Source organism: Nitrosovibrio tenuis (assembly GCF_900109785.1).
Lineage (GTDB): Bacteria > Pseudomonadota > Gammaproteobacteria > Burkholderiales > Nitrosomonadaceae > Nitrosospira > Nitrosospira tenuis_A.
This window is the reverse complement of the sequence record NZ_FOBH01000006.1, coordinates 73291-95883: the sequence shown is the minus strand read 5'-3', so window position 1 is coordinate 95883 and position 22593 is coordinate 73291. Positions and strand designations below refer to the sequence as shown.

Here is a 22593-nt window from a genome sequence, read left to right as displayed (position 1 = left end):
CGCAGATACTACAAATCCCTACCGGAGGAAGCGGGTATCCGGTGCATGCGAGCATCTCATTCCTGCTGAACGGGTTGGATTCGGGGTGGATTCCGGTTGAATTCTTAAGCCCGGCATGACGAATTCACAGTATTATCTCGCCAGAATAATTTGTTTCCGCTTGGTTGCGTTGCCCGCGTTGCGTTCCCCCGATTGCTCTATTTCGCACCGGCTTCCTTAAGGAGTTTTACCACATCCTGGTGACGATACTTCGATGCCAGCACTAGTGCCGTAGCACCATTGCCGGCTTTTGCATTCACATCGGCCTTGCCGGCGAGCAGTGCCCGTATCACCCCGGTGTGGCCGATTTGCGACGCTAGCATTAATGCGGTCGCGCCATTGCTCAGCCGGGCGTTCACATCAGCGCCGGCGTCGAGCAACATCTGTACTATCTCGGGCTGTCCCTCTTGTGAAGCCTGCATCAGTACCGTTACGCCATCATTCCTGCGGGCATTCACATCCGGTTTGGCGGTAAGCAACTCTTTCACTACCTGTGGATGGCCCCTTTGCGTCGCTCGCAGCAATGCAGTATTGCCATTGTCTGTCTTCAGGTTTACATCCGCTTGGGCCCGAAGCAGTGTTTGCACTACGTCTTCGTAACCGTTTTCAGATGCCGCGATCAGCGCGGTGGTGGTGCCATCGTCCGTTTTTGCATTCACATTGGCTTTGGCAGCAAGCAGGGCTTTAACGCGGGAGAGGTTTCCATTCCCTGCCGCAGTGATAAGTTCGATGTCGCCCGTGCTCGCCCAGGTGCTGACCGAAGCGCCGAACAAAGTTAACAGGATGAGTAAAAGACGCGTATTGTGCGGCAACTTCATTGCAATTCTTTTCTGCATGGCATGCTCCTCAAATTCCCCACCCCAGCTCTAAAAAAATAACTCACGGCCCCAAATTCTTCCGTTGGTTGGACACAACCATTGCATGAACGAATCTCTCACGTTATATCGAACTTACGACAGACGGGTGTATCATCCACCACATTTCCAGATGACGTGTTAGCGCTTAAGGAGATTCCATGCGCAAAGCCCATTTTATCGGCTTATTGTTGCTGTTGGCGCCGTCAGTAAGCTCAGCGGATTTTACGGCGCGCCCAGGACTTTGGGAAGTAACGACCACTTCGGTGTTACTCAATCTGGTGCCCGAAATTCCCCCGGATCAAGTACAAATGTTGTCTAAGCTGGCCAAGCAATATGGCGTTGTCATGCCTAAAATCCAAAACGGTGCAGCTATGTCTAAAATTTGTATCACACAACAAATGGCTGAGCAAAAGATTCCCGACTATTTTCATCAGCGCCAATCGGGCTGCAGCGTAAAAAAAACGGCGCAGACAGAAAACGGCTATAAGCTTGATCTCGTTTGTGCGGGACCGGAAATTAAGGGAAGCGGAAAAGCCGAAGGAATGTTCACGAACCCCGAGACGTTCTCAGGTCAAACCGAATTTAATGGCGTTGTGCGGGGAACTCCCGTCAATGATCGGGCCGATACGAGCGGCAGGTGGATTGGTGAGAATTGCACGACGGCAAGTCCGTAATAACATCCGAATAAGAATCGCCTTGCGATAGCTGAGCTGACAACTGGGCTACTGAAAACTGGCTGGCAACCGGCTGACAGCTCGGCGAACAACCGCGCAGGCAATTGAGGAGCCGAAAAGCGCGTTTAGGTTAAAGAAGGGCGAATTCACTTTGCACCAATTCCAGCGATGGCTTTGAGCAGCTTTTCCTGAATTCCGCCAAAACCGCCGTTGCTCATTATAAGTATATGGTCGCCCGAATGAGCGGCGCTTGCGATAGCCACAATAAGCGGCTCCAGGCTGTCATGAGCGCGAGCCTTTGCGCCGATGGGGGCCAGCGCGCTTTCCACGTCCCAACCCAGGCCGGCGGTATAGCAGAACACCAAGTCTGCTGCAGCGAGACTGTCTGCTAAGCTGTCTTTCCAAATACCCATTTTCATTGTATTGGACCGGGGTTCCAGCACAGCGATAATTCGCGCGCCCTCCACCTTATCGCGCAGACCCTGGAGAGTTGTCCGGATCGCCGTGGGGTGATGAGCGAAATCGTCATAGATAGTAATGCCTTTAACCTCTCCACGCACTTCCATGCGGCGCTTGACGTTTCTAAATTGTGACAGTGCGTCGATGGCTGTGTTGACCGGCACGCCCGCATGACGGGCGGCCGCCACCGCAGCGAGCGCATTCATGCGGTTGTGTTCCCCCAATAACTGCCAGTGCAAGATCCCCTGAGGCTGGCCCCTGAAGGAAACGGCAGTACTGCCGGCGGTGACCATGTCAGACTGCCAGCCATCTATAACCCCTACTTTTTCAACGGGTGTCCAGCAACCCCTGGCTAGCACACGTCCAAGGCTCTCCTCCCGCCCATTGCTGATGATAAGCCCGTTTCCGGGAATTATTCGTACCAAATAGTGAAACTGCTGCTCAATCGCCGCAAGATTCGCAAAAATATCGGCATGATCGAATTCGAGATTATTGAGTATCGCCGTCCGCGGCCGAAAATGGACAAATTTCGAGCGCTTGTCAAAGAAGGCCGTGTCATATTCATCCGCTTCAATAATAAAGAAAGGGGACGCTCCAAGCCTGGCGGACAGACCAAAATTTTCTGGAATGCCGCCGATAAGAAATCCGGGCGCCATGCCTGCATAGTCAAGTATCCAGGCAAGCATGGAACTGGTCGTGGTTTTGCCGTGCGTCCCCGCGACAGCCAAAACCCATCTGTCATGGAGCACATTTTCTGATAACCATTGAGGTCCGGAAATATACGCAAGATTACGGTTGAGGATCTCCTCCATGAGAGGGTTGCCTCGTGTTACCACGTTACCTATTACGTACAGGTCGGGGTTCACCTTGACCTGTTCCGGAGAGTATCCTTCGCTCAGTTCGATTCCCAGAGAACTCAACTGGGTGCTCATGGGGGGGTAAACACTTGCATCGCAACCGGTGACCTTATGGCCGGCTTCGTGCGCTATTGCCGCTATCCCGCCCATAAAGGTGCCGCAAATGCCGAGAATATGGATATGCAAGCCTCAACTCCTGAATATTAACTGTGCGCCCTACCAACAGCCCATTATGAGGGGAAATAGATCTATCTGATCTGCTGAATGAGAATCTGGAAAAGAACGGTATAACCATCGCCCGCCCGGTTTTTTGTTACACTTACAGCTTTGCTTTCGTCAATTCGCCATCAAGTCCAGCTGAGCGTCGGGCTCGGTGCAGGCATCCCAGATTTTCACAATATTAACTCTAATACAACTCTAATACCGCTACGTGCCCTCATGCCCCGATAACTGTGATGCGAGACTTATTACTCTGAAAACGGCAATTCATCCATCCGCATAGAAGTGAAATGTTTCTCAGGATGAATACCTTCACATGAAATCGCGTTTTTCCCGCCCTGTTTGTTGGTCAGTCTTGTTGTTTTGTCTTGCATGTGATGTACGTGCCGAAACACCATCAACCGAATCGAAGAACAAACAGGAACGCGTAGCTCGTCCCGCCCAGAAGGAGACCAACGGTAATAAACCCGTGCTTATCGATACCGAGCCCATACGGGGACGACATGAGTATGAAACCGAAGCCAAAGGCGATGCTGATCTGCGCAGCAGCTCCGTAATCTCGGCCGAAGAACGGCCTGACAACCTGCCGGAAAGTATCCGCCCCAAGCCACAGCAGAACTATACATCGCCGGCAGTAAAAAATGCACCTGCCAAAAATGAACCTACGGTTGGCGTTTCAGCCGTCGATGCCGAACATAAGGAGAATCAGCCTGTGACTGCCGGCGTTGAGAGCGTGGCGGAACATGCCCTGCATGAAGGTGAACCCGCGCTGAGGACTACTACAAAGAGGCCCTCGGGCATTGCAGCGACACCTCCACAAGAGGGAAGCAGATTGGCAATGCCCGGTCCGGAAATGGGTAAAAATAGATTTGCCCGTACTGAGACCGATCAGATCCGTGGGCATTTCGAGCAGGAAAGCGACTTCAAGCTGCGCCTCGGGGGTCAGGTTGAACCAGACACTGGAACCAGGGTGGGAGTGGCCGGCGCCCCGGTTGAATCTGCCAAAAACAAACCGATATTCGTAGCGGCTGACCGCTTGCAAGGTCACCCAGGGCGGGACATCGAAGCAATCGGCAAGGCTGAACTGACTAACGGCGACCAATTTATCTCCGCAGATCGAATGAAATATTATGAAACGACCGAGGACGCAGAGGCAGAAGGTGCGGTGCGTGTCGAACAACGCGGAGACATCCTTGAGGGTTCACGCCTCAAGTTTAATCTGGCAAGCAAAACCGGTGAATTGAGTCAACCGAGCTACCAGTTAAAGGACGCCAGTAGCCGGGGCTCCGCCGATTTGCTGCGATTCGAAGGGGAGAACAAGTATCGGCTGCAACACGCGACTTATACCACTTGCCCGGCAGGAGATGAATCCTGGTTCATCCAGGTTACAAACATAGTACTCGACAATTCCACAAAAACCGGCACGGCCCGCGGCGTTAAGCTTACATTCAAGGATGTGCCACTCTTTTATACGCCCTGGATGAGTTTCTCTTACGGCAAGGAACGCAAATCCGGGTTGCTGGCCCCAACGTACGGTACCAATGTTAAAACGGGGCTCGAACTCACCTTACCATTTTATTGGAACATCGCGCCCAACTACGACGCAACAATTTCGGCGCGCATGATGTCCAAGCGCGGCGTCGCATTGAACAATGAATTTCGCTATCTGACCAAATATTCAAGCGGTACCGCGCTTCTGGACGTGCTGCCGTATGATCTGGATACAAAGCATAACCGCTGGCGCACGTCGTTCTGGCACGATCAGAACCTGACCAACGGCTGGTGGAGCCGCCTTGACTATAACCGGGTATCCGATGATAACTACTTCCGCGACCTTGGCAATAACCTGAATCTTACTTCCAGAACTAACCTGTTGCAGCAGGGTGTGGTGGGGTACAACCGCAACCTCGGGGAAGAAGGTACATTGAGTCTTACCGCGATGGCGCAACAGTTCCAGACGATCCAGGATCCGCTTGCGACAATCGTAGCGCCTTACAAGCGCCTGCCACAAGCAACCTTGATCATAAATAAACCGAATGTTTTTGGAGCGGACTTCAATTTCTTAGGCAGCGGGACGAATTTTTCCCACCCAACGCTGGTGAGCGGGCAGCGCCTCGTGCTCTTTCCCAGCGTCAGCTACCCCATGCAGAGCGCATTTGGCTACATCACGCCCAAGATCGGAATACACCATACCCGGTACTACCTGGATGCCCTCGGCACGTCGCCCGAATCGAATCCAACCCGGACCTTGCCGTTATTCAGCGTGGACACCGGCGTTATGTTGGATCGCAACATTGCTCTTCGTGGGGAGCAATTCACCCAAACCCTTGAGCCGCGCCTCTTTTACGTTTATGTGCCGTTCCGCGACCAGAGCAGCCTACCCAATTTCGACTCGGCCAAGACCGATTTTAGCTTCGCGCAGATGCTGACCGAAAACCGCTTCAGCGGCAGTGACCGCATCAACGATGCGAATCAGGTTACCTTTGCGCTTACATCGCGCCTGATAGAGCCTGGCTCCGGCAAAGAACGCTTGCGCCTTGCCGTTGGCCAGCAAGTAAGTTTCACAGATCGGCGAATTTCATTGGACGCACCGAATACCATCAGCAGAAGGCCAGATTTTATTGCCGCAGTTTCAGGGTTTATCACGCCGACAATCAGCACGGATAGCAGCATGCAGTTTGATCAGAGAATGTTCCGCACCGAGGTGGTACGGTCCGGCCTGAGCTACCGCCCCGAACCCGGCAAGGTGATCAATGTGGGATACCGTTTTACCCGGGATGTTTTGCATCAGGTCGACGCTTCGAGCCAATGGCGGTGGGCGGAAAAATGGCAGACTGTCGCACGGATAAATTACTCCTTGCAGGATCATAGAATTCTGGAAGGACTTGCCGGACTTGAGTATAATTCCTGCTGCTGGTCATTGCGATTCGTAGTCCAGCATCTTACTACCGCCACGCAAAGAACAACCACAGCGGCTTTTTTACAGCTTGAGCTGAACGGACTGATGCAAATCGGATCAAACCCCCTCCAGGTGTTGCAACGCAGTATTCCAGGCTATACCCAAATCGGCAGTCAGGGGAGCAGCCCGGTCGAAGGCCCGCAAAGCGGGGAACATAGACTTTCACAATGAGTTCAATCCCCTGCAATTTGTAATAATGCTTATGCGCATGGGCACCCAATTTTTGGTGCGCTATTCTATTCTGCTGACCATGCTGGTGATTGGAGCAGCCGTTGCTCAGCAACCTTCCGCAGGCGGCATCGAAACCATAGATCGCATCGTGGCGGTTGTGAATGAGAATGTGGTTACCCGCCAGGAACTCAATGAGGTGCTCAGAGCCACCCTCAAGCAACTCCAAAAGCAGGGCGTGCAGCCGCCCGCCCCTGCGATATTGGAAAAACAGTTGCTGGAGCGCATCATCCTCAACCGCGTCCAGTTACAGCTTGCAAAAGAAACCGGCCTTACCGTAAGCGATACGGAACTCGACCAGACCCTGCGGCGTATCGCCCAGGAAAACAAAATGACGATGCCGGAATTTTATAGCGCGCTTGAACGGGACGGGATCAGTTTTAACAAGTTCCGGAACGAGATTCGCGACGAGATCATTCTGGTACGGCTAAAGGAACGCGAAGTCAATAATCGGGTTAACGTAACCGAAGGAGAAGTCGACAATTTTCTCCACAGCCAGGAAGGCTCATCCAATCATGACGATGAATACCGTTTGGCCCATATTCTGATACAACTGCCCGAGCAGGCTAATGTGTCACAAATCGCCGACAGGCGGCTGCGTGCAGAAGCCGCCCTTGCGCAATTACAAAACGGTGCTGACTTTGCGCGGGTAGCTGCCGAATTCTCCGAATCCTCGGACGCAATGGACGGCGGCTTGCTTGACTGGCGCCCCGGCGGCCAGTTGACCAAAAAATTTGCGGAGATATTGGCACCCATGAAGCCCGGCGAGATCACCCCGGTCATTCAAACCCAGGCCGGCTTACATATTCTCAAGCTGGTCGATCGCCGTAATCAGAAATCGGGCGAAACAACAGTGAATCAGACCCATGCCCGCCATATTCTTGTAAAAATAAGCGAGCTGACTTCCGAAGCCGACGCAAGACGCCGCATTGTAGAGCTGAAGGAACGCCTGGATCATGGCGGTAAATTTGACGAACTGGCCAGACTTCATTCCGAGGATGCCAGCGCTCCTTCAGGCGGGGACTTAGGCTGGCTCTCACCCGGCGATACTGTGCCAGAATTCGAGCGTGCCATGAGCACGCTTAAACCCGGCCAGATCAGTGAGCCGGTGCAGAGTCCGTTTGGCTGGCACTTGATCAACGTTATTGACCATCGGACTAAGGACGTTAGCCAGGAACGCCAGCGTCAATCGGCACGCCAGGCGATCAGAGCGCGCAAGGCGGACGCCGCTTTTCAGGAATGGCTGCAGCGATTGCGCGACCGTGCTTACGTCGAATACAGGCTTGAGGAAGGTTAGAATCGAAAAACCGCTGAATACATCTCCGAGACCGCAGTCGGATGCGAAGCCGATACTCGCTCTTACAGCGGGCGAGCCGGCGGGAATCGGCCCCGACCTGTGCATTCAGATTGCCCAGCTGGATCTGCCATATAACCTGGTCGTCATCGCCGACCGTGAACTGTTGCAGGAACGTGCCAGTTTATTACGGCTTCCCCTGGAAATAATCGACTACCCGCCCCCCGCTAATGCTGAGCACAAGGCGGGTGCGTTACGTATCCTGCACATCCCGCTCGCCGGACCTGCAACGCCGGGCAAACTGGATGCGGCCAATGCGCGTTACGTTCTAAATACGCTGGAATGCGCTGCTGAGGGGTGCCACAGCGGCGAATTCGATGCAATGGTTACCGCGCCAGTGCATAAGAGCATCATCAACGATGCCGGCATTGCGTTTACCGGCCACACGGAATACCTGTCCCATCTCATGAACGGCCAGGCAGTCATGATGCTCGTCGGGGGGGGAATGCGGGTAACGCTTGCCACCACCCATCTACCGCTCAAGGATGTGTCCGGGGCTATTACACAGCGCCTGCTGGAGCAGAAACTCAGCATAATTCGGCAGGACTTGATCGCACGCTTTGCGATCCCCAAGCCACGCATCGCCGTGGCTGGGTTGAACCCTCATGCCGGTGAATTGGGCCATCTTGGCCGAGAAGAGATAGATATCATCATCCCAGCGCTCGACAGGCTACGCGCGATCGGGATGGATTTGATCGGCCCCTTGCCCGCCGACACCTTGTTCAACCCATCCAAACTAAAAGGATATGATTGCATTCTCGCCATGTATCACGATCAAGGCTTGCCGGTTCTCAAACACGCCAGCTTTGGCACGGCAGTCAATGTAACGCTGGGCTTGCCGATAATTCGCACCTCGGTGGACCATGGCACCGCGTTGGAGTTGGCCGGAACCGGGGAGGCCGATCCGGGCAGTCTGATTGCCGCAATCCAAATGGCGGCGGTACTGGCTGAAAACCGGAAATAGATTGGAATAGATCGGAATAGATTGGAATAGATCGTCTAATTGATGCCACCCGAAAACTCGTGGCGGGCATCTCAATACATAAGAACAGGTTCTGCGACCCTGGCATATTATGCGTCACGTACCCCGTAAGCGCTTCGGCCAGAATTTTCTCGTTGATCCTCAGATCGTAACCGACATTGTTCGTGCTATTCATCCATCCAAGGACGACCTACTGGTTGAGATCGGCCCTGGACTGGGTGCGCTGACGCGGCCTTTGCTGCAATTTCTCCGTTGTCTGCATGTGGTGGAAATCGACCGGGATATCGTCGAACGCCTGCGCGGGGCGTTTTCCCAGGACACGTTGGTTATATACACGGGCGACGCCCTTGAATTCGACTTCTCAACCTTGGGGAACGATCTTCGGGTGGTAGGCAACCTTCCGTACAATATTTCCACCCCCCTCCTGTTTCATTTGAGCCAATTCGCAAAAGGGGTCCGGGACATGCACTTCCTGTTGCAAAAGGAAGTAGTGGCGCGCATGGTAGCTGCTCCTTCCAACTCGAATTACGGACGGCTTTCTGTCATGCTTCAATGCCGTTTCGAAATGGAACAGCTTTTCATTGTCCCACCCGAGAGCTTCTGCCCCGCACCAAAAGTAGAGTCCGCAGTAGTCCGCATGATCCCGCGCAGACAGCCGCTTATCGCGGCAGACAGGGAAAAACTATTTTCCGCCATTGTGTCCGCCGCATTCGCGCAACGACGCAAAACCCTGCGCAACACGCTGCGCGACCATCTCAAACCGGAGGATTACCAGCGGCTTGAAATCGATCCAGGCCAGCGGGCGGAGAATCTATCGGTAGCGCAGTTTGTGGCGATTGCAGAACATCTAAGCAAATGATAGCGCGGTGGTTCGCCCTATTTGTTAACGTCTCCCACTGTGGAGCTGCAACCTCGATTTTGCCATTTGCAGTCATACAGCCTATAAAAAAGCTTGGGTCGGATGCAAAGGAGAAACGATGTCGGCCGTTACAACATGGGAGGACCTACTTCAGCCAGGAAAAGCGACCGACTTCTTCGCCCGCAACAAATTTCCGCCATTCAACCCGGAAGCCAAATCTGTCTATAGCCGTGGGAATGCGCTGTGGCTCGCTGAGCTCAGCAGGCTAGTCTATCGGCATGACATAGAGGAAGAAGACCCGCCCCGGCAGCCGACCCGAACCAGTTTCCTGGAGAACGTGGGATTCAAACAGCGCCGTTTCTTTATTTCGCAGAATACGCAAGCAATGCTGGTCGAATCCGCAGCAGAGCCGTTATTTGCCGTTCTGGTATTTCGGGGCACTGAGCAAAACATTAACAGCTTGATCACCGATTTTGAATTTGGAATACTCCCGCTCGATCAAAATACCGTGGGCGTACACCAGGGTTTCAGGAAAGCGCTTGACTCGGTCTGGAATAGCATGGAAAAGGAGCTTGCCACGCTTGCCTGTCCGGTTTTCTATACCGGGCACAGCCTGGGCGCCGCGCTTGCCACGCTTGCGGCGCTCCGCCGCGCCCCCCAGGCAGTTTATACTTTTGCCTCGCCACGAGTCGGGAATGAAGCGTTCGCGGCTTCATTGGGCAGCTTGCCTATCTTTAGAATTGTTGATGACGAGGATGCGTTGACCTCGCTGCCCCCGGAAGTATTGGGATACCGCCATGTTGGTGCTCTGCAATTGTTAAAAGGACCGGAGACAGGTTCCGCTCTTGGATGGACCGGTTTTTCTGCGCCACCGAAGCCCCTGGCTGACCATGCGCCCGTGAATTACGTGGACAGAATATGACAAATAAACCGCCCGGCGGGTTTATTTTATTGCGGCAACACACGCACTGAGCTGTAACTGATGGGGCTGCATCCCAGTCTTCTTTGTTCGGCCCGAGGAATATACTTTCGAAACATTAATAAAAACGGTAAAACTGCTGATCCTTGCCGCCGTGATTGGGATTCTCGGCATTGCCGTGTTCATTTACTCCGGTATATTCAATATTGCGGCAGACGACCCCCATTGGCCGGTAACCTTCAAAATCCTCAACACAGTACGCGATAGTTCGGTGCAGGCGCGTTCCGGGGCACTAACGCCGCCCGATTTGAACATCGACACTCGCATCAAGCTGGGTGCCGGGAACTACGACGCGATGTGTACCAACTGTCACCTCGGACCCGGTATGGAAGAATCGGAGTTGAGCCTGGGCCTGTATCCCAAGCCTCCGTCATGGCGCAAGATCGGCAAGGTCGATCCGCGTGAAGCTTTCTGGGCAATCAAGCACGGCATCAAGATGAGTGGCATGCCGGCTTGGGGCAAGAGCATGGGTGACGGCGACATCTGGAATATCGTCGCCTTCCTGCAGAGGCTGCCGCATTTAACCCCTGACAATTACCGCGAACTCGTTGCCAGTAGTAATGGACACAAGCACGACAGCAAATGAAACCCAACCGCATTATCATGGCGAAATGCGAAGGTGAATATGCCGCGCCCCAGCGATATTTTCACAATGATTTCAATTATTCTGAAGGAAGGTGGAAAAACGGAAAATAAGGTCAGGCGTTGCCTGAATACATCCTTATGTCAATATATGAGTACAAAATGGCCCTATCAATCGCATCCGTTCCCATAGGCATGAGTATAATTGTGAGTCAGTCGGATTACAGGAGAAGAAAGCAACCAGGGTTGGTTGGTTCACCACACATGATCAAGAAACCCGTCCTACATCCTTTAATCCTTGGAGTCTTGCTGGCATGCGGCCTGGCACAGCCAGTCCACGCAGAAATCTATTCGTTTATCGACGAAAATGGCGTAACGCATTTCAGCAACGTACCAACGGATCGCCGTTACGTTCCACTTACAGGATCAGCGTCAGACCGCAGCGCTGGCTATCAATTCATCACGCGCCCGCGCATCAGGCGGCCTGAGCCGGCTGTTAAAGTTCAGTACGGTTCAATCATCGACACGATCGCCCGGACTTACGCCCTGGAAAGCGCACTGCTACACGCGGTAATATCCGCCGAGTCGGGGTACAACTCCGCGGCGGTTTCAAAAAAAGGCGCTGCGGGACTGATGCAGCTCATGCCCGAAACCGCGCAGCGGTACGGCGTCACCGATCGGTTCGATCCCGTGCAAAACCTTCATGGCGGCGCCCGCTACCTGAGCGACCTGCTGAGAATGTTTGATGGCAATTTAAGCCTGGCGCTGGCTGGCTATAATGCCGGAGAGAACAGCGTGGTCAAACACGGATATCAGATCCCGCCGTATGTAGAGACCAGAACTTATGTGCCGAAGGTACTGAATCTCTATCGCAGGTATCAGTTAAGCAAACTGCCCCAAACAAAACGGGGAGCATAAAAAGCTCTTTGAACCAATCGAGTCTGACACCTCTCGATCCAAATGGAGGTGTAGCCACGCGCTTTGTGAGCCCGCTAATTAAACGTTAGCGCAAAGAAGGTATACGGTTAAGTCGAGAGTGCTTGCACCCGTCGGTTCCCCCGCCGCAACCTCCCCACCCGAACGGTCATTCTTGGGGATTGCATACAGAACCGGAACATATTTGCCCGGGTAGGTAACATATGCCGAGCCGGTAACATACAACACTTTTTTCCCTGCGGGACAAGCTACACTCTCCGTTCGAACGGATGCTGCCGAGTGATGAAAGGTCTGCTTAACAAGTTCCAGATTCATGTTTGTGGTTGGCTGGTTGCAGTTTACGTTGTCCCCGCAGAGCTTGTTGAGAGCATTTTGCAACGAGCTAACCTTGTTCTGCAGCGCGTCAATCTGCGTTTGTAGCGACTGCAGAGAGGGATTGGGAGATTCCCCAAAAGCATTCTGGCTGACCATCAATATCGATAAGCATATGCATGCCAACGATGCGGCACGGGGTCGACTGTGTCCAAGCATGGTAACCTCCATTGAACGAGACTGTGCTGAATCAAGTGAGGGCTCGTCGGTAAGGCTGGCCAGCGTCGTGCGGCATAGCCAAACCCGCGCGGAACCGTAACGCCAAAATCAACTGCAACGGATTTATACCGCCCGTTTCGTTATAACAAGTGAATAATGGATAGACTAAATTAACACATGATGCGTGAAGAATATATTTTGTATGCGTGAGCAATTTGTGAATGTTACAAGTACCAAAGGTATCCTTTTATATCTTTTATCCAGCGTTTTTTTCCAGAATTTGCAATACGCTTACAGAATATGTCCAGGAGACTATAGGGCTCCTCATCAATTCCGCCCGCAATCCTGCATTAGCAGGTAAATTGACCTATTCTCTAAAAGAACAGGTTTTCAGGTTACCGTCAAATTGCTTTTGCCGTCGTCAAGCACTGGCACATAAGTTGGCTCGGGCGAGCTAGCACATCCTGAGCAGCCCCGTCTGACGGGAAGCGCTATGCTTCACCTGATGCGTTTAAAAGTGGCGCAGCGCGTCTGAGTGGATGCTGCCATCGCCTGGCTGTTGTACTCCGGTCGTCTGCCCGGTGAGCCAGTTGGGGATTGGACACAAACGAACAAGCCATGGGTCTGTGACCATGACCCCGGGTATTCTGGGCGGCACCAAGGTTTCTTTAGAGCGGAATGCTTCCGCCAATGCAGATCCAGAATATCGGAGCCTGCTTGATCCACATCGGAGAGGCACGACTCGGTCGTAGCTGTTAACGTGGAAACGTGTTCGACTTGAGTAACAGCCAGGTCCGAAAAAAGAAAACCTTGCTGTCAGAAAAATAAAAGGATCAGATTCAGTTTGCCCTTGATCCAAGGCCGACTGATGAGTGACCAATTAATGGAGTTACGATTCGTTGGGAAGGATTACATGCAGGATGCTCGCGAGTTATTTCTTCGGCATATAAAGATCGGTAATCAACCCCTCTGCAATTTCCGCCGCGAAAAAGATTGTTTCCGATAATGTCGGGTGCGGGTGGATGGTGAGCCCAATATCTTCCATATCCGCTCCCATTTCCAGGCCCAGGACGGTTTCAGCAATCAGTTCGCCGGCGTTGACGCCCACCATTCCCGCGCCGAGGACGCGCCGGGTCTTTTTGTCCAGCAGCAGCTTGGTCATGCCTTCGTCGCGCGCCATCGCAAGTGCCCGGCCGCTTGCCGCCCAGGGGAACACGGCTTTTTCATATTCCAGGCCCTGTTTGCCGGCCTCGGTTTCGGTCAGCCCCATCCAGGCAATTTCCGGATCGGTGTAAGCCACCGAGGGGATGGCGCGTGCATCGAAAGCGGCCTTGTGCCCCGCAATGATTTCCGCCGCGAGCTTGCCCTCGTGAGAGGCCTTATGTGCCAGCATGGGTTCCCCCACGATATCGCCGATGGCATAAATATGCGGGACATTGCTGCGCAACTGCTTATCCACGGGAATGAATCCGCGCCCATTCACGATGACGCCTGCATTTCCAGCGCCGATATCGCCCCCGTTGGGGCGGCGACCCACTGCAAGCAGAATGCGGTCATACACTTGCGGTTCGGGCGCAGGAGTATCTGAAACGCTCTCGAATGTAATCCTCAGGCCGTTTTCATGAGCCTCGATGCCGGTAACTTTGGTTTTGAGGTAAATCGCTTCGTAGCGTTTTTGTATGCGCTTATGCAAGGGCCTGATAAGGTCCGCATCCGCACCGGGAATCAATTGATCCATCAGTTCCACCACGCTGATCCTGCTCCCGAGCGCGTCGTAAACAGTTGCCATTTCCAGGCCGATGATGCCACCGCCTATGATGAGCATGCGCTTGGGTATATCCTCCAGCTTCAGCGCGCCGGTCGAATCCATGAGGCGGGGATCGTCGTAGGGAAAACCGGGAATGCGTGCCGCGCTTGAACCTGCGGCAATGATGCAGTGTTCGAACGACACGGTTTTTACCCCCCCCTTTGTTTCCACCTGGATCATATTCGCTGAGGTGAACTTGCCTTTCCCCTGCACCACCGTCACTTTGCGTTGCTTTGCCAGACCCGTTAGTCCCTTGGTCAGTTTGCCGACCACAGATTCCTTCCAGTCTCTCAGCTTATCCAATTCTATGCCGGGCTTGGCGAAACCAATGCCCTGGCGCGCGGTTTCCTCCGCGTCCGTAATGACCTTGGCGATGTGCAGCAGAGCCTTGGACGGTATGCAGCCGACATTGAGACACACACCGCCGAGCGTGGGATAGCGCTCGATCAACACCACTTTCTTGCCCAGGTCGGCCGCGCGGAATGCGGCGGTATAGCCGCCAGGACCCGCACCCAGCACCACCACATCGGCATGAATGTCTCCGCGCGGAACAGAAGGAGCGGCTCGGGACGGCACTGATTCCGAAGTGATCGCAGCGGTGGACTCCTGCATGCGTTCTTTTTCCAGAGCAGAAGGAGCGGGCTTCTTGACCGGCTCAGTCGATTCCGCAGGTTCAGCAGCTTTAACGGATTCAGCGGCTGGGGTAGTTTCCGCCTTGGCTGCTGGTGCCTCTGCTTCCAAAGTAAGTATTACAGAACCTTGAGATACCTTGTCGCCCACCTTGACGTTGATTTCCTTCACCACGCCAGCTTGAGGTGAAGGAACTTCCATTGTCGCCTTGTCGGTTTCCAAAGTAATAAGGGGGGTTTCCTTCTCGACCGTGTCGCCGGGCTTCACCAACACTTCGATAACGGGAATATCTTTGAAGTCGCCAATATCCGGGAGTTTGATTTCGCTAAGCTGAGCCATGGAATCCTTGATTTAAAAACGGGGCGCTTTTTAAGACTATTGTTGCGCCGCTTATTGCCTGATGTGTCCATCGCCCAGCACAATGAATTTCTGGCTGGTCAATCCTTCCAGCCCGACTGGGCCGCGGGCGTGGATTTTGTCGGTCGAGATGCCGATTTCCGCACCCAGCCCATACTCGAATCCGTCGGAGAAGCGGGTGGAGGCATTCACCATTACCGAACTGGAGTCTACTTCGCGCAGAAACCGGCGCGCATGGCTGTAGTCCTCGGTAATGATTGAATCGGTATGCTGCGAGCCATAGACGGCAATATGTTCGATGGCATGATCCACTCCGCTAACCACCCGCACGCTCAGAATCGGCGCGAGATATTCGGTGTACCAGTCTTCTTCCTTGGCTTCACTCATTGTTGGAACGATGGCCCGGGCAGCCGCGTCACCGCGCAATTCCACTCCCTTGTCGTGGTAGATTTTACATAGAGGAGGCAGTACTTCGCCGGCGATTTCTTCGTGCACCAGCAAGGTTTCCATAGTGTTGCAGGTCCCATAGCGCTGAGTCTTTGCATTATCGGCAATGCGTATGGCCTTCTCCAGGTCGGCGCCCTGGTCGATATATACATGGCACACGCCATCCAGGTGCTTGATGACCGGAACGCGTGCCTCATTGGAGATGCGTTCTATCAGGCCCTTGCCACCGCGCGGTACGATGACATCGACAAATTCCTTCATGGTGACCAGCTCGCCCACGGCTGCGCGGTCGGTGGTTTCGATCACCTGTATCGCCGTTTCAGGCAATCCCGCGGCTTTCAACCCTTCCTTCACGCAAGCCGCGATGGCCTGATTGCTGCGAATTGCTTCCGATCCACCCCGCAGTATCGCCGCATTGCCCGCCTTGAGGCACAATCCCGCGGCATCCGCGGTAACGTTGGGTCGCGCCTCATAAATAATGCCGACCACACCGAGCGGCACGCGCATTTTTCCGACCTGAATACCTGAGGGTCGATAATTCAGGTCGCTGATTTCGCCCACCGGATCAGCCAGTGCCGCGATTTGCAGCAGACCTTCCGCCATACTTGCAATACTTTTGGGTGTGAGGGACAGACGGTCGATCATGGCGGGCTCCAGCCCTCGGGCTTTGGCGTTTTCCACATCCCCGGCATTCGCATCCAGCAACCGCTGCTCATCGCGCTTGATGGCCATGGCCATTTGAGTGAGCGCGCGATTTTTGGCCCCGGTCTCGGCCTTGGCGACCAGGCGCGATGCGGCACGCGCTTCACGTCCAATCGATTGCATGTACGTTTTGATATCTATGATATCCATCAGAGTTCCTTTCATTCGAGAGAACGAATTAATCTATGCGGGTGGGTGCATCAAGGTAAGCGGCATAAAGTGGGGCGCAGTGCATCGTATGAGAAATTGTTTACACACTCTGCCGCTTTGTCGCAGCTGGTCGGCAGGACCGGCCCCGATCAGCCTGGGGAGCCATCGCCGGCATTCTCTTATTGCCGACGCGCAACTGCAGCAAACCGCAACCCCAATTGCAGCAATTCATCCCAGGCATCACCTTGTGCAGCACCTTTGCTGATCCTGTCTATTTTTGCCGCGTGCAATAATGCCGCGACCAACTGTTTAAGGTCAAGACGCCTGGCTGCGCTTTCCATCGCTTTCTGTTGATCTATCCTCGCCCTGATTTGATTCATCAGTTGGGCGAGCGGTCTGCCTGAATCCAGTCCCTTGCGAATCGTAATCAGGGAGCGGATGAATCCCGCGAGTGTGAAGACAATGAACGGCAACGCTGTCCCCTCTCCGTGCAATTCCTCCAGCACGCGATTGTAGCGCGCTGTGTCGCCAATCATCATCGCGTCCGATAGTTTGAAAACGTCATAACGCGCCACATCCAGTACCGCGTCTTTAACCTGACCAAAGGATAACGTTCCTGCCGGATACAGCAAAGCAAGTTTCTGAAGCTCCTGATGGGCTGCAAGCAGATTGCCCTCCACCTTTTCGGCAAGAAAGTGCAAAGTATCCGGGCTCGCATTTTGACCTTGCCTGTCCAGGCGCTGGCCAAGCCATGCTGGCAAACGGGCGCGTTCCACCGGAAATACCGGAACCATTACGCCCGCGCCTTCAAGCGCTCTGAACCATTTTGCCGCCGAGCCTTGCCTGTCGATTTTGGGCAGCATGACAAGCGTGACAGTATCCGGTGGCAGTGTACTGCAATATTCCTCAATAACCGCGCCACCCCTATTTCCCGGTTTTCCGGAAGGGATACGCAGGTCCATTATCCGCCGCTCCCCAAACAGCGACAGGTTGCTGCTGCGTTGCTGAAGCTCCGCCCAATTGAAATGGTGGTCTATCGCAAAAATTTCGCGTTCCACATAGCCCGACTGGCGCGCCTTGGCGCGGATCAGATCGGAGGCTTCGATCGTCAGCAGCAATTCGTCGCCGAATACCGTGTAAAGCGGTGCAAGCTGTTTGTGAAGATGCTGGCGAAGCTGATCGGAGGCAACACGCATGGCTATGCACGGCTCACGGAATTTGAAATATGTTCCGGATGCGGAGCCATTACTGACAGAACCATTACTGAGGGAGCCATTACTGAGCCGAAGCTGTTTTCACCGCCTCCATGCGGCGCACGATTTGCGCCGCGGAATCGCCCTGCATTTCCCTGACCAGCATGGCTTCCTCTCCCTCTTTCGCCACGACTTGCGCATCGGTAAAGGGGATGATCCGGCGCAGGGCAATTTCATTCGTGGGAATGAGTTCAACGCCTTTGGCATTTATAAGCCGGAATGAGACCCGGTAACGCAATTCGAACTCCCGCACCCGCCCTCCGCCTGAGACGGACATGATTTCCTTGTCATTAGTCACGCTGATGATTTCGAGTGTAGCTTGCGCGGTTTTCGCTTCCCCGACAATACGGGTCTTGGTGCCTGCCTTGACAAGGCGCTTGAGATCGGTACCAATAGGATGCCCCGCGGGAGCTGATATAAAAAGCGTCTCAAACGGCAGTGTAGCCTGACCGCGCAACTGAAAGCCGCACGCCGTGAGCAAAACACAACACATAACCAGAAGAATATTTTTCATGATAAGTCCTGATGTTCCAGTCTCGTGCGGTTAAACAACGATATTGACCAATCGGCCCGGTACCACTATCACTTTCTTCACCTTGCGCCCTGCGACGAACTTTTCCACCTGATCGCTTTCCAGCGCGAGGCGCTCGATAGCCGCGGGTTCCACATCACTTCCAACGCAAATCCTGCCGCGCAGTTTGCCGTTGACTTGCACGACCAGTTCAATCTCGTCCTGCACCAGAGCAGCACTATCGGCTTGTGGCCATGGCTGATCGAGAAGTTCCGTACCCGGCCTGAGTTCACGCCACAACGCATGACAAATGTGGGGGACTATCGGCGACAGCAGCAACACAATTTTTTCCAATGCTTCCTGCATCAGGCTGCGCGCGGCGGCGCTGGAATTATCCAGCTTTCCTAGGGCGTTCATGAACTCCATCACTGCAGCGATAGCGGTGTTGAAGGTATGGCGCCTGCCCAGGTCGTCGCTAACCTTGACGATAGTTTGATGCAATTGGAAACGCAAGGGCCTCAGGTCCCCACCGAGGTGTTCGCTTCGCCCCGGACCCGCTGTCTCGCCCTGCTCCATATGTTCATGAACCTGTTTCCATAACCGCTTTAGGAAGCGGAATGCACCCTCAATCCCGGTGTCCGCCCATTCGAGCGTCTGCTCCGGCGGGCTGGCGAACATCATGAACAAACGTGCAGTGTCGGCGCCATATTGATCCACTATTTTTTGAGGATCGACCCCATTGTTCTTGGACTTCGACATGGTACCGATGCCATCCGAGTTCACCGGCTGCCCATCCGCCCGCAGCACGGCACCAATCCGCCTCCCCTGCTCATCGGTTTGTATGTCCACGTCCGCCGGGTTGAAATAAATCATGCGCCCGGTTTCAGTTCTGCGGAACATGATTTCATTCAGTACCATCCCTTGGGTCAGCAAATTGGCAAATGGTTCATCGAACTTTACCAATCCGAAGTCGCGCATGACCTTGGTCCAGAAACGTGAATAGAGCAGGTGCAAAATGGCGTGTTCGATGCCACCAACGTATTGATCAACCGGCAGCCAGTAATCTACCCGCTCATCCGTCATGGCGTTTTTCTGGTCGACGCAGGCGTAGCGGATGTAATACCAGGAAGAATCCACAAAGGTATCCATGGTATCGGTTTCGCGCCGTGCAGGCTTATTGCAACGCGGACAGGAACACTCGAAAAACGAGGGGGTCTTTGCCAGCGGATTGCCTGACCCATCCGGCACAAGGTCTTCCGGAAGCACTACGGGGAGTTGGTCATCCGGCACAGGTACCACGCCGCATGCATCACAATAAATGAGAGGAATGGGACAGCCCCAGTAGCGCTGGCGTGAAATACCCCAGTCGCGCAGGCGGTAGTGCACTTTTTTTTCGCCCAGTCCCTTCTGTTGCAGCGTCTCGGCAATGGCATCCACCGCTGCCTGAAATTCAAGACCGGAAAAATCATCCGAATCGAACGTAACGCCGTGCTCCACATAAGCCTGAGTGAGAGGAACCGGTAAAGGTGAATCACTCGGCCTGATCACCGGCTTGATAGACAGCGAGTATTTCGTCGCGAACTCGAAATCGCGCTCGTCGTGGGCAGGTACGGCCATCACCGCGCCTTCGCCATAGCCCATCAGTACATAATTGGCAATCCATACTGGTAGTCTCGCCCCGGTTAGCGGATGTATGACAGACAGTCCCGTATCGATGCCTCTTTTTTCCTGCGTGGCAAGTTCAGCCTCCATCGTGGCGCCGTGCCTGCACGCCTCGATGAACTCGGCCAGTTGCGGGTTGTGTTTTGCCGCGTGCAGCGCAACAGGATGTTCGGCCGCCACCGCAACATACGTGACCCCCATCAAGGTGTCGGCACGGGTGGTGAAAACCTTGAGTGCCTGAGTCATGCCGGACTCGGCATCAGGAGGAAACGTGACATCGACACCAAAACTCTTGCCGATCCAATTGGCCTGCATGGTTTTTACCCGCTCCGGCCAACCGGGCAGCGTGTTTAATGCTTCGAGCAGTTCATCGGCATATGCTGTAATTTTCAGGTAATACATCGGGATTTCGCGCTTCTCCACCAGCGCCCCGGTCCGCCAGCCGCGCCCGTCGATAACCTGTTCGTTGGCAAGCACCGTCTGATCGACCGGGTCCCAATTGACAGTGCCCGTTGTCCGGTATGCCAGATCTTTTTCCAGCATCCGCAGAAACAGCCACTGGTTCCATCGGTAATAATCCGGCTGGCAGGTCGCAAGCTCACGGCTCCAGTCTATAGCCAGCCCCAGGCTTTGCAGCTGTTTGCGCATGTATGCGATGTTATCGTAAGTCCATTGCGCGGGAGATACGTTGTTTTGCATCGCCGCATTCTCCGCTGGAAGACCGAATGCATCCCACCCCATCGGCTGCAACACATTGTAGCCCTGCATGCGCCAGTATCGCGACAGTACGTCACCGATCGTGTAATTACGCACGTGCCCCATATGCAGCTTGCCTGAGGGATAGGGAAACATCGACAGGCAATAATATTTTTGCTTGCCGGGAGTCTCAACGGCTTTAAAAGCAGCGGTTTTCTCCCAGTGCTGCTGCGCTTCGGATTCGATCTCCCGTGGATGATATTTTTCCTGCATAAACCGGCTTTTCAGCAATAAAAACGTGGGATTATACCGTGAACGAAAAACCTCGATGTCACTCATGTCAACCGTAACTAAAGATAAATTTGCGGACGTCTTAACCAGAGCACGCAATATGCAGCTGCAGCGTGGCAGATGTCAGTGGCGCTTGAGGGTTGTTTACGCGTTTACGCCGTTTAGAAAAGACCCGTTTTAGCGGATCATGACGGTCAGCCTGAAATCGCCGCGCAGCAGATTGAGAATGATGGCCTCTTCGCGCGCTTGCACAGCCGTGAGAAATTCCTGCACCGAGCGCACTTTTCTCCGATTGACCCCGACAATGATATCGCCGGGTCTGAGGCCGTGCATCCAGGCGGGACTGTTTGCATCGACCTTTGTTACCACTACTCCCTCGGGTCCGCGTGACGACCCGGCTTTGAAATTTGCCACTGTTGCGCCCGCGAGCTGAGGCACTGTCTCGGCCTCGGTGCCAGGCATATCCAGCGGCTTGGCAATCTTGACCTTTGTAGTCACGGGCTTGCCGCTCCTTATCAGTTCCAGGCTGACCGTCTCCCCGATCGGCATCAACCCTATCTTGTTGCGTAAATCAATGGAATTTCTAATGCTCTTTCCGTTAATGGCTATTATCACGTCCCCTGCCTTTAAACCTGCTTTTTCCGCTGGCGAGCTGGGCTCGACTGTATTAATGATGGCGCCTGCGGTGGAAGCCAGCCCGAGGGATGCCGCCAGGTCATGCGTAACGTCTTCGCTGCTCGCCCCCAGTCTGCCTCGGCGCACTTCGCCAAAGCGCACGATCTGATCCAATACCGCCTTGACCATCACGCTGGGCACGGCGAAGCCAATGCCTACGTTAGCGCCGGAAGGACCGATAATGGCCGAGTTGACGCCGACCAGCTCGCCCTTGAGGTTGACCAGCGCGCCACCGGAATTGCCGGGATTAATGGATGCGTCGGTCTGGATGAAGTCCTCGTAACCCTCGATATCAAGCCCGCTCCTACCCAGCGCGCTGACAATACCGGAAGTGACGGTCTGCCCCAGGCCAAACGGATTGCCGATAGCCACGACAAAATCGCCGACGTTAAGCAAATCCGAATTGCCGAGGCGCAGGGACTGCAATTTCTTTGCATCGATTTTCAAAAGCGCAATATCGGTTCCTGGGTCGGTTCCCACCAGCTTTGCCTGAAACTGACGCCGGTCTTTGAGCGTCACAATGACCTGCTGGGCATCCTTGATCACATGATAATTGGTAACCACATATCCATTGGCCGCATCCACGATTACGCCCGATCCGGCACTGCGCTCGGGGCGCTCCGCCTGGTCGGGAAGATTGAAAAAACGCCGGAAAAAGGGATCACGGAACAAGGGATTGTCTTCGATAGCGGAGCGCGTCTGCACCGAAATATTGACTACTGCGGGGGTCACCTCCTGAAGCAGCGGAGCCAGCGTGGGAACACCATTTTTACCGTCCATGATCGGCACGGCCGAGTAGGCGGACGGCATCAGGGCCGCACCCATAACGAAGATGGCCGGGAGCCAAGCGAATTTATGCTTAGTCATTGATATGCTCGAGTTTTGCCTGACTAATGA

General features: G+C 54.2%; 16 protein-coding genes. 8 read left to right on the top strand and 8 right to left on the bottom strand.

Annotated features, from left to right (window positions below):
- Positions 1–197: 197 nt before the first annotated feature.
- On the bottom strand, positions 198–875 hold the full coding sequence (locus BMX00_RS09245) for an ankyrin repeat domain-containing protein (protein ID WP_090828732.1): 678 nt from the start codon (positions 873–875) through the stop codon (positions 198–200).
- 179 nt (positions 876–1054) lie between these two features.
- Between BMX00_RS09245 and BMX00_RS09240 the strand changes: the two genes are divergently transcribed.
- On the top strand, positions 1055–1570 hold the full coding sequence (locus tag BMX00_RS09240) for a DUF3617 domain-containing protein (protein WP_090828731.1): 516 nt from the start codon (positions 1055–1057) through the stop codon (positions 1568–1570).
- 146 nt (positions 1571–1716) lie between these two features.
- Here the strand turns inward: BMX00_RS09240 and mpl are convergent, their stop codons facing one another.
- A complete protein-coding gene (gene mpl, locus BMX00_RS09235) occupies positions 1717–3072 on the bottom strand; it encodes a UDP-N-acetylmuramate:L-alanyl-gamma-D-glutamyl-meso-diaminopimelate ligase (protein ID WP_090828730.1) in 1356 nt (451 codons plus the stop codon).
- 349 nt (positions 3073–3421) lie between these two features.
- On the opposite strand from mpl, the gene BMX00_RS09230 reads away from it, so the two are divergent.
- The 7 genes from BMX00_RS09230 to BMX00_RS09200 all read left to right on the top strand — a co-directional run bounded on the left by BMX00_RS09230 (position 3422) and on the right by BMX00_RS09200 (position 11966).
- Complete coding sequence (locus tag BMX00_RS09230) at positions 3422–6235, top strand: LPS-assembly protein LptD (protein ID WP_090828729.1); 2814 nt, start codon at positions 3422–3424, stop codon at positions 6233–6235.
- A 37-nt stretch (positions 6236–6272) separates the two neighbouring features.
- Complete coding sequence (locus tag BMX00_RS09225; protein ID WP_090828788.1) at positions 6273–7589, top strand: peptidylprolyl isomerase; 1317 nt, start codon at positions 6273–6275, stop codon at positions 7587–7589.
- Between the two features lie 13 nt (positions 7590–7602).
- Positions 7603–8610, top strand: coding sequence for a 4-hydroxythreonine-4-phosphate dehydrogenase PdxA (gene pdxA, locus BMX00_RS09220; RefSeq protein WP_090828787.1), 1008 nt, complete (start codon positions 7603–7605; stop codon positions 8608–8610).
- 109 nt (positions 8611–8719) lie between these two features.
- Positions 8720–9487, top strand: a complete 768-nt coding sequence (rsmA, locus tag BMX00_RS09215) for a 16S rRNA (adenine(1518)-N(6)/adenine(1519)-N(6))-dimethyltransferase RsmA (RefSeq protein ID WP_090828728.1) — start codon at positions 8720–8722, stop codon at positions 9485–9487.
- Between the two features lie 118 nt (positions 9488–9605).
- A complete protein-coding gene (locus BMX00_RS09210) occupies positions 9606–10409 on the top strand; it encodes a lipase family protein (protein ID WP_090828727.1) in 804 nt (267 codons plus the stop codon).
- Between the two features lie 151 nt (positions 10410–10560).
- Positions 10561–11052 (top strand): c-type cytochrome, encoded by a 492-nt coding sequence (locus tag BMX00_RS09205; RefSeq protein ID WP_090828726.1) that lies wholly within the window; start codon positions 10561–10563, stop codon positions 11050–11052.
- 260 nt (positions 11053–11312) lie between these two features.
- Positions 11313–11966 carry a lytic transglycosylase domain-containing protein gene (locus BMX00_RS09200; protein ID WP_090828725.1) on the top strand — a complete coding sequence of 218 codons (654 nt, stop codon included), beginning with the start codon at positions 11313–11315 and terminating at the stop codon, positions 11964–11966.
- Positions 11967–13446: 1480 nt separating this feature from the next.
- On the opposite strand, the gene lpdA is transcribed toward BMX00_RS09200, so the two are convergent.
- The 6 genes from lpdA to BMX00_RS09165 form a co-directional block, all read right to left on the bottom strand.
- The gene (gene lpdA / locus BMX00_RS09190; RefSeq protein ID WP_090828723.1) at positions 13447–15291 is read right to left on the bottom strand and encodes a dihydrolipoyl dehydrogenase; all 1845 of its coding nucleotides are present in this window, start codon (positions 15289–15291) and stop codon (positions 13447–13449) included.
- Positions 15292–15342: 51 nt separating this feature from the next.
- The gene (locus BMX00_RS09185) at positions 15343–16608 is read right to left on the bottom strand and encodes a glutamate-5-semialdehyde dehydrogenase (protein WP_090828722.1); all 1266 of its coding nucleotides are present in this window, start codon (positions 16606–16608) and stop codon (positions 15343–15345) included.
- Positions 16609–16787: 179 nt separating this feature from the next.
- Entirely contained in the window at positions 16788–17804 is a 1017-nt protein-coding gene (gene holA / locus BMX00_RS09180) for a DNA polymerase III subunit delta (RefSeq protein WP_090828721.1), read from the bottom strand.
- 79 nt (positions 17805–17883) lie between these two features.
- Positions 17884–18375 (bottom strand): LPS-assembly lipoprotein LptE, encoded by a 492-nt coding sequence (locus tag BMX00_RS09175; protein WP_090828720.1) that lies wholly within the window; start codon positions 18373–18375, stop codon positions 17884–17886.
- Positions 18376–18405: 30 nt separating this feature from the next.
- A complete protein-coding gene (gene leuS / locus BMX00_RS09170; protein ID WP_090828786.1) occupies positions 18406–21003 on the bottom strand; it encodes a leucine--tRNA ligase in 2598 nt (865 codons plus the stop codon).
- Positions 21004–21198: 195 nt separating this feature from the next.
- Positions 21199–22563 (bottom strand): DegQ family serine endoprotease, encoded by a 1365-nt coding sequence (locus BMX00_RS09165; RefSeq protein WP_177171822.1) that lies wholly within the window; start codon positions 22561–22563, stop codon positions 21199–21201.
- Positions 22564–22593 lie beyond the last annotated feature (30 nt).

Bases quoted from the DNA above. Each gene is read 5' to 3' on its own strand.
- BMX00_RS09230 (WP_090828729.1), top strand. From the start codon at position 3,422: ATGAAATCGCGTTTTTCCCGCCCTGTTTGTTGGTCAGTCTTGTTGTTT.
- BMX00_RS09165 (WP_177171822.1), bottom strand. From the start codon at position 22,563: ATGACTAAGCATAAATTCGCTTGGCTCCCGGCCATCTTCGTTATGGGT.
- BMX00_RS09175 (WP_090828720.1), bottom strand. From the start codon at position 18,375: ATGAAAAATATTCTTCTGGTTATGTGTTGTGTTTTGCTCACGGCGTGC.
- BMX00_RS09225 (WP_090828788.1), top strand. From the start codon at position 6,273: ATGGGCACCCAATTTTTGGTGCGCTATTCTATTCTGCTGACCATGCTG.
- BMX00_RS09210 (WP_090828727.1), top strand. From the start codon at position 9,606: ATGTCGGCCGTTACAACATGGGAGGACCTACTTCAGCCAGGAAAAGCG.
- BMX00_RS09245 (WP_090828732.1), bottom strand. From the start codon at position 875: ATGCAGAAAAGAATTGCAATGAAGTTGCCGCACAATACGCGTCTTTTA.
- lpdA (WP_090828723.1), bottom strand. From the start codon at position 15,291: ATGGCTCAGCTTAGCGAAATCAAACTCCCGGATATTGGCGACTTCAAA.
- BMX00_RS09240 (WP_090828731.1), top strand. From the start codon at position 1,055: ATGCGCAAAGCCCATTTTATCGGCTTATTGTTGCTGTTGGCGCCGTCA.
- BMX00_RS09200 (WP_090828725.1), top strand. From the start codon at position 11,313: ATGATCAAGAAACCCGTCCTACATCCTTTAATCCTTGGAGTCTTGCTG.
- BMX00_RS09185 (WP_090828722.1), bottom strand. From the start codon at position 16,608: ATGGATATCATAGATATCAAAACGTACATGCAATCGATTGGACGTGAA.
- holA (WP_090828721.1), bottom strand. From the start codon at position 17,804: ATGCGTGTTGCCTCCGATCAGCTTCGCCAGCATCTTCACAAACAGCTT.
- leuS (WP_090828786.1), bottom strand. From the start codon at position 21,003: ATGCAGGAAAAATATCATCCACGGGAGATCGAATCCGAAGCGCAGCAG.
- rsmA (WP_090828728.1), top strand. From the start codon at position 8,720: ATGCGTCACGTACCCCGTAAGCGCTTCGGCCAGAATTTTCTCGTTGAT.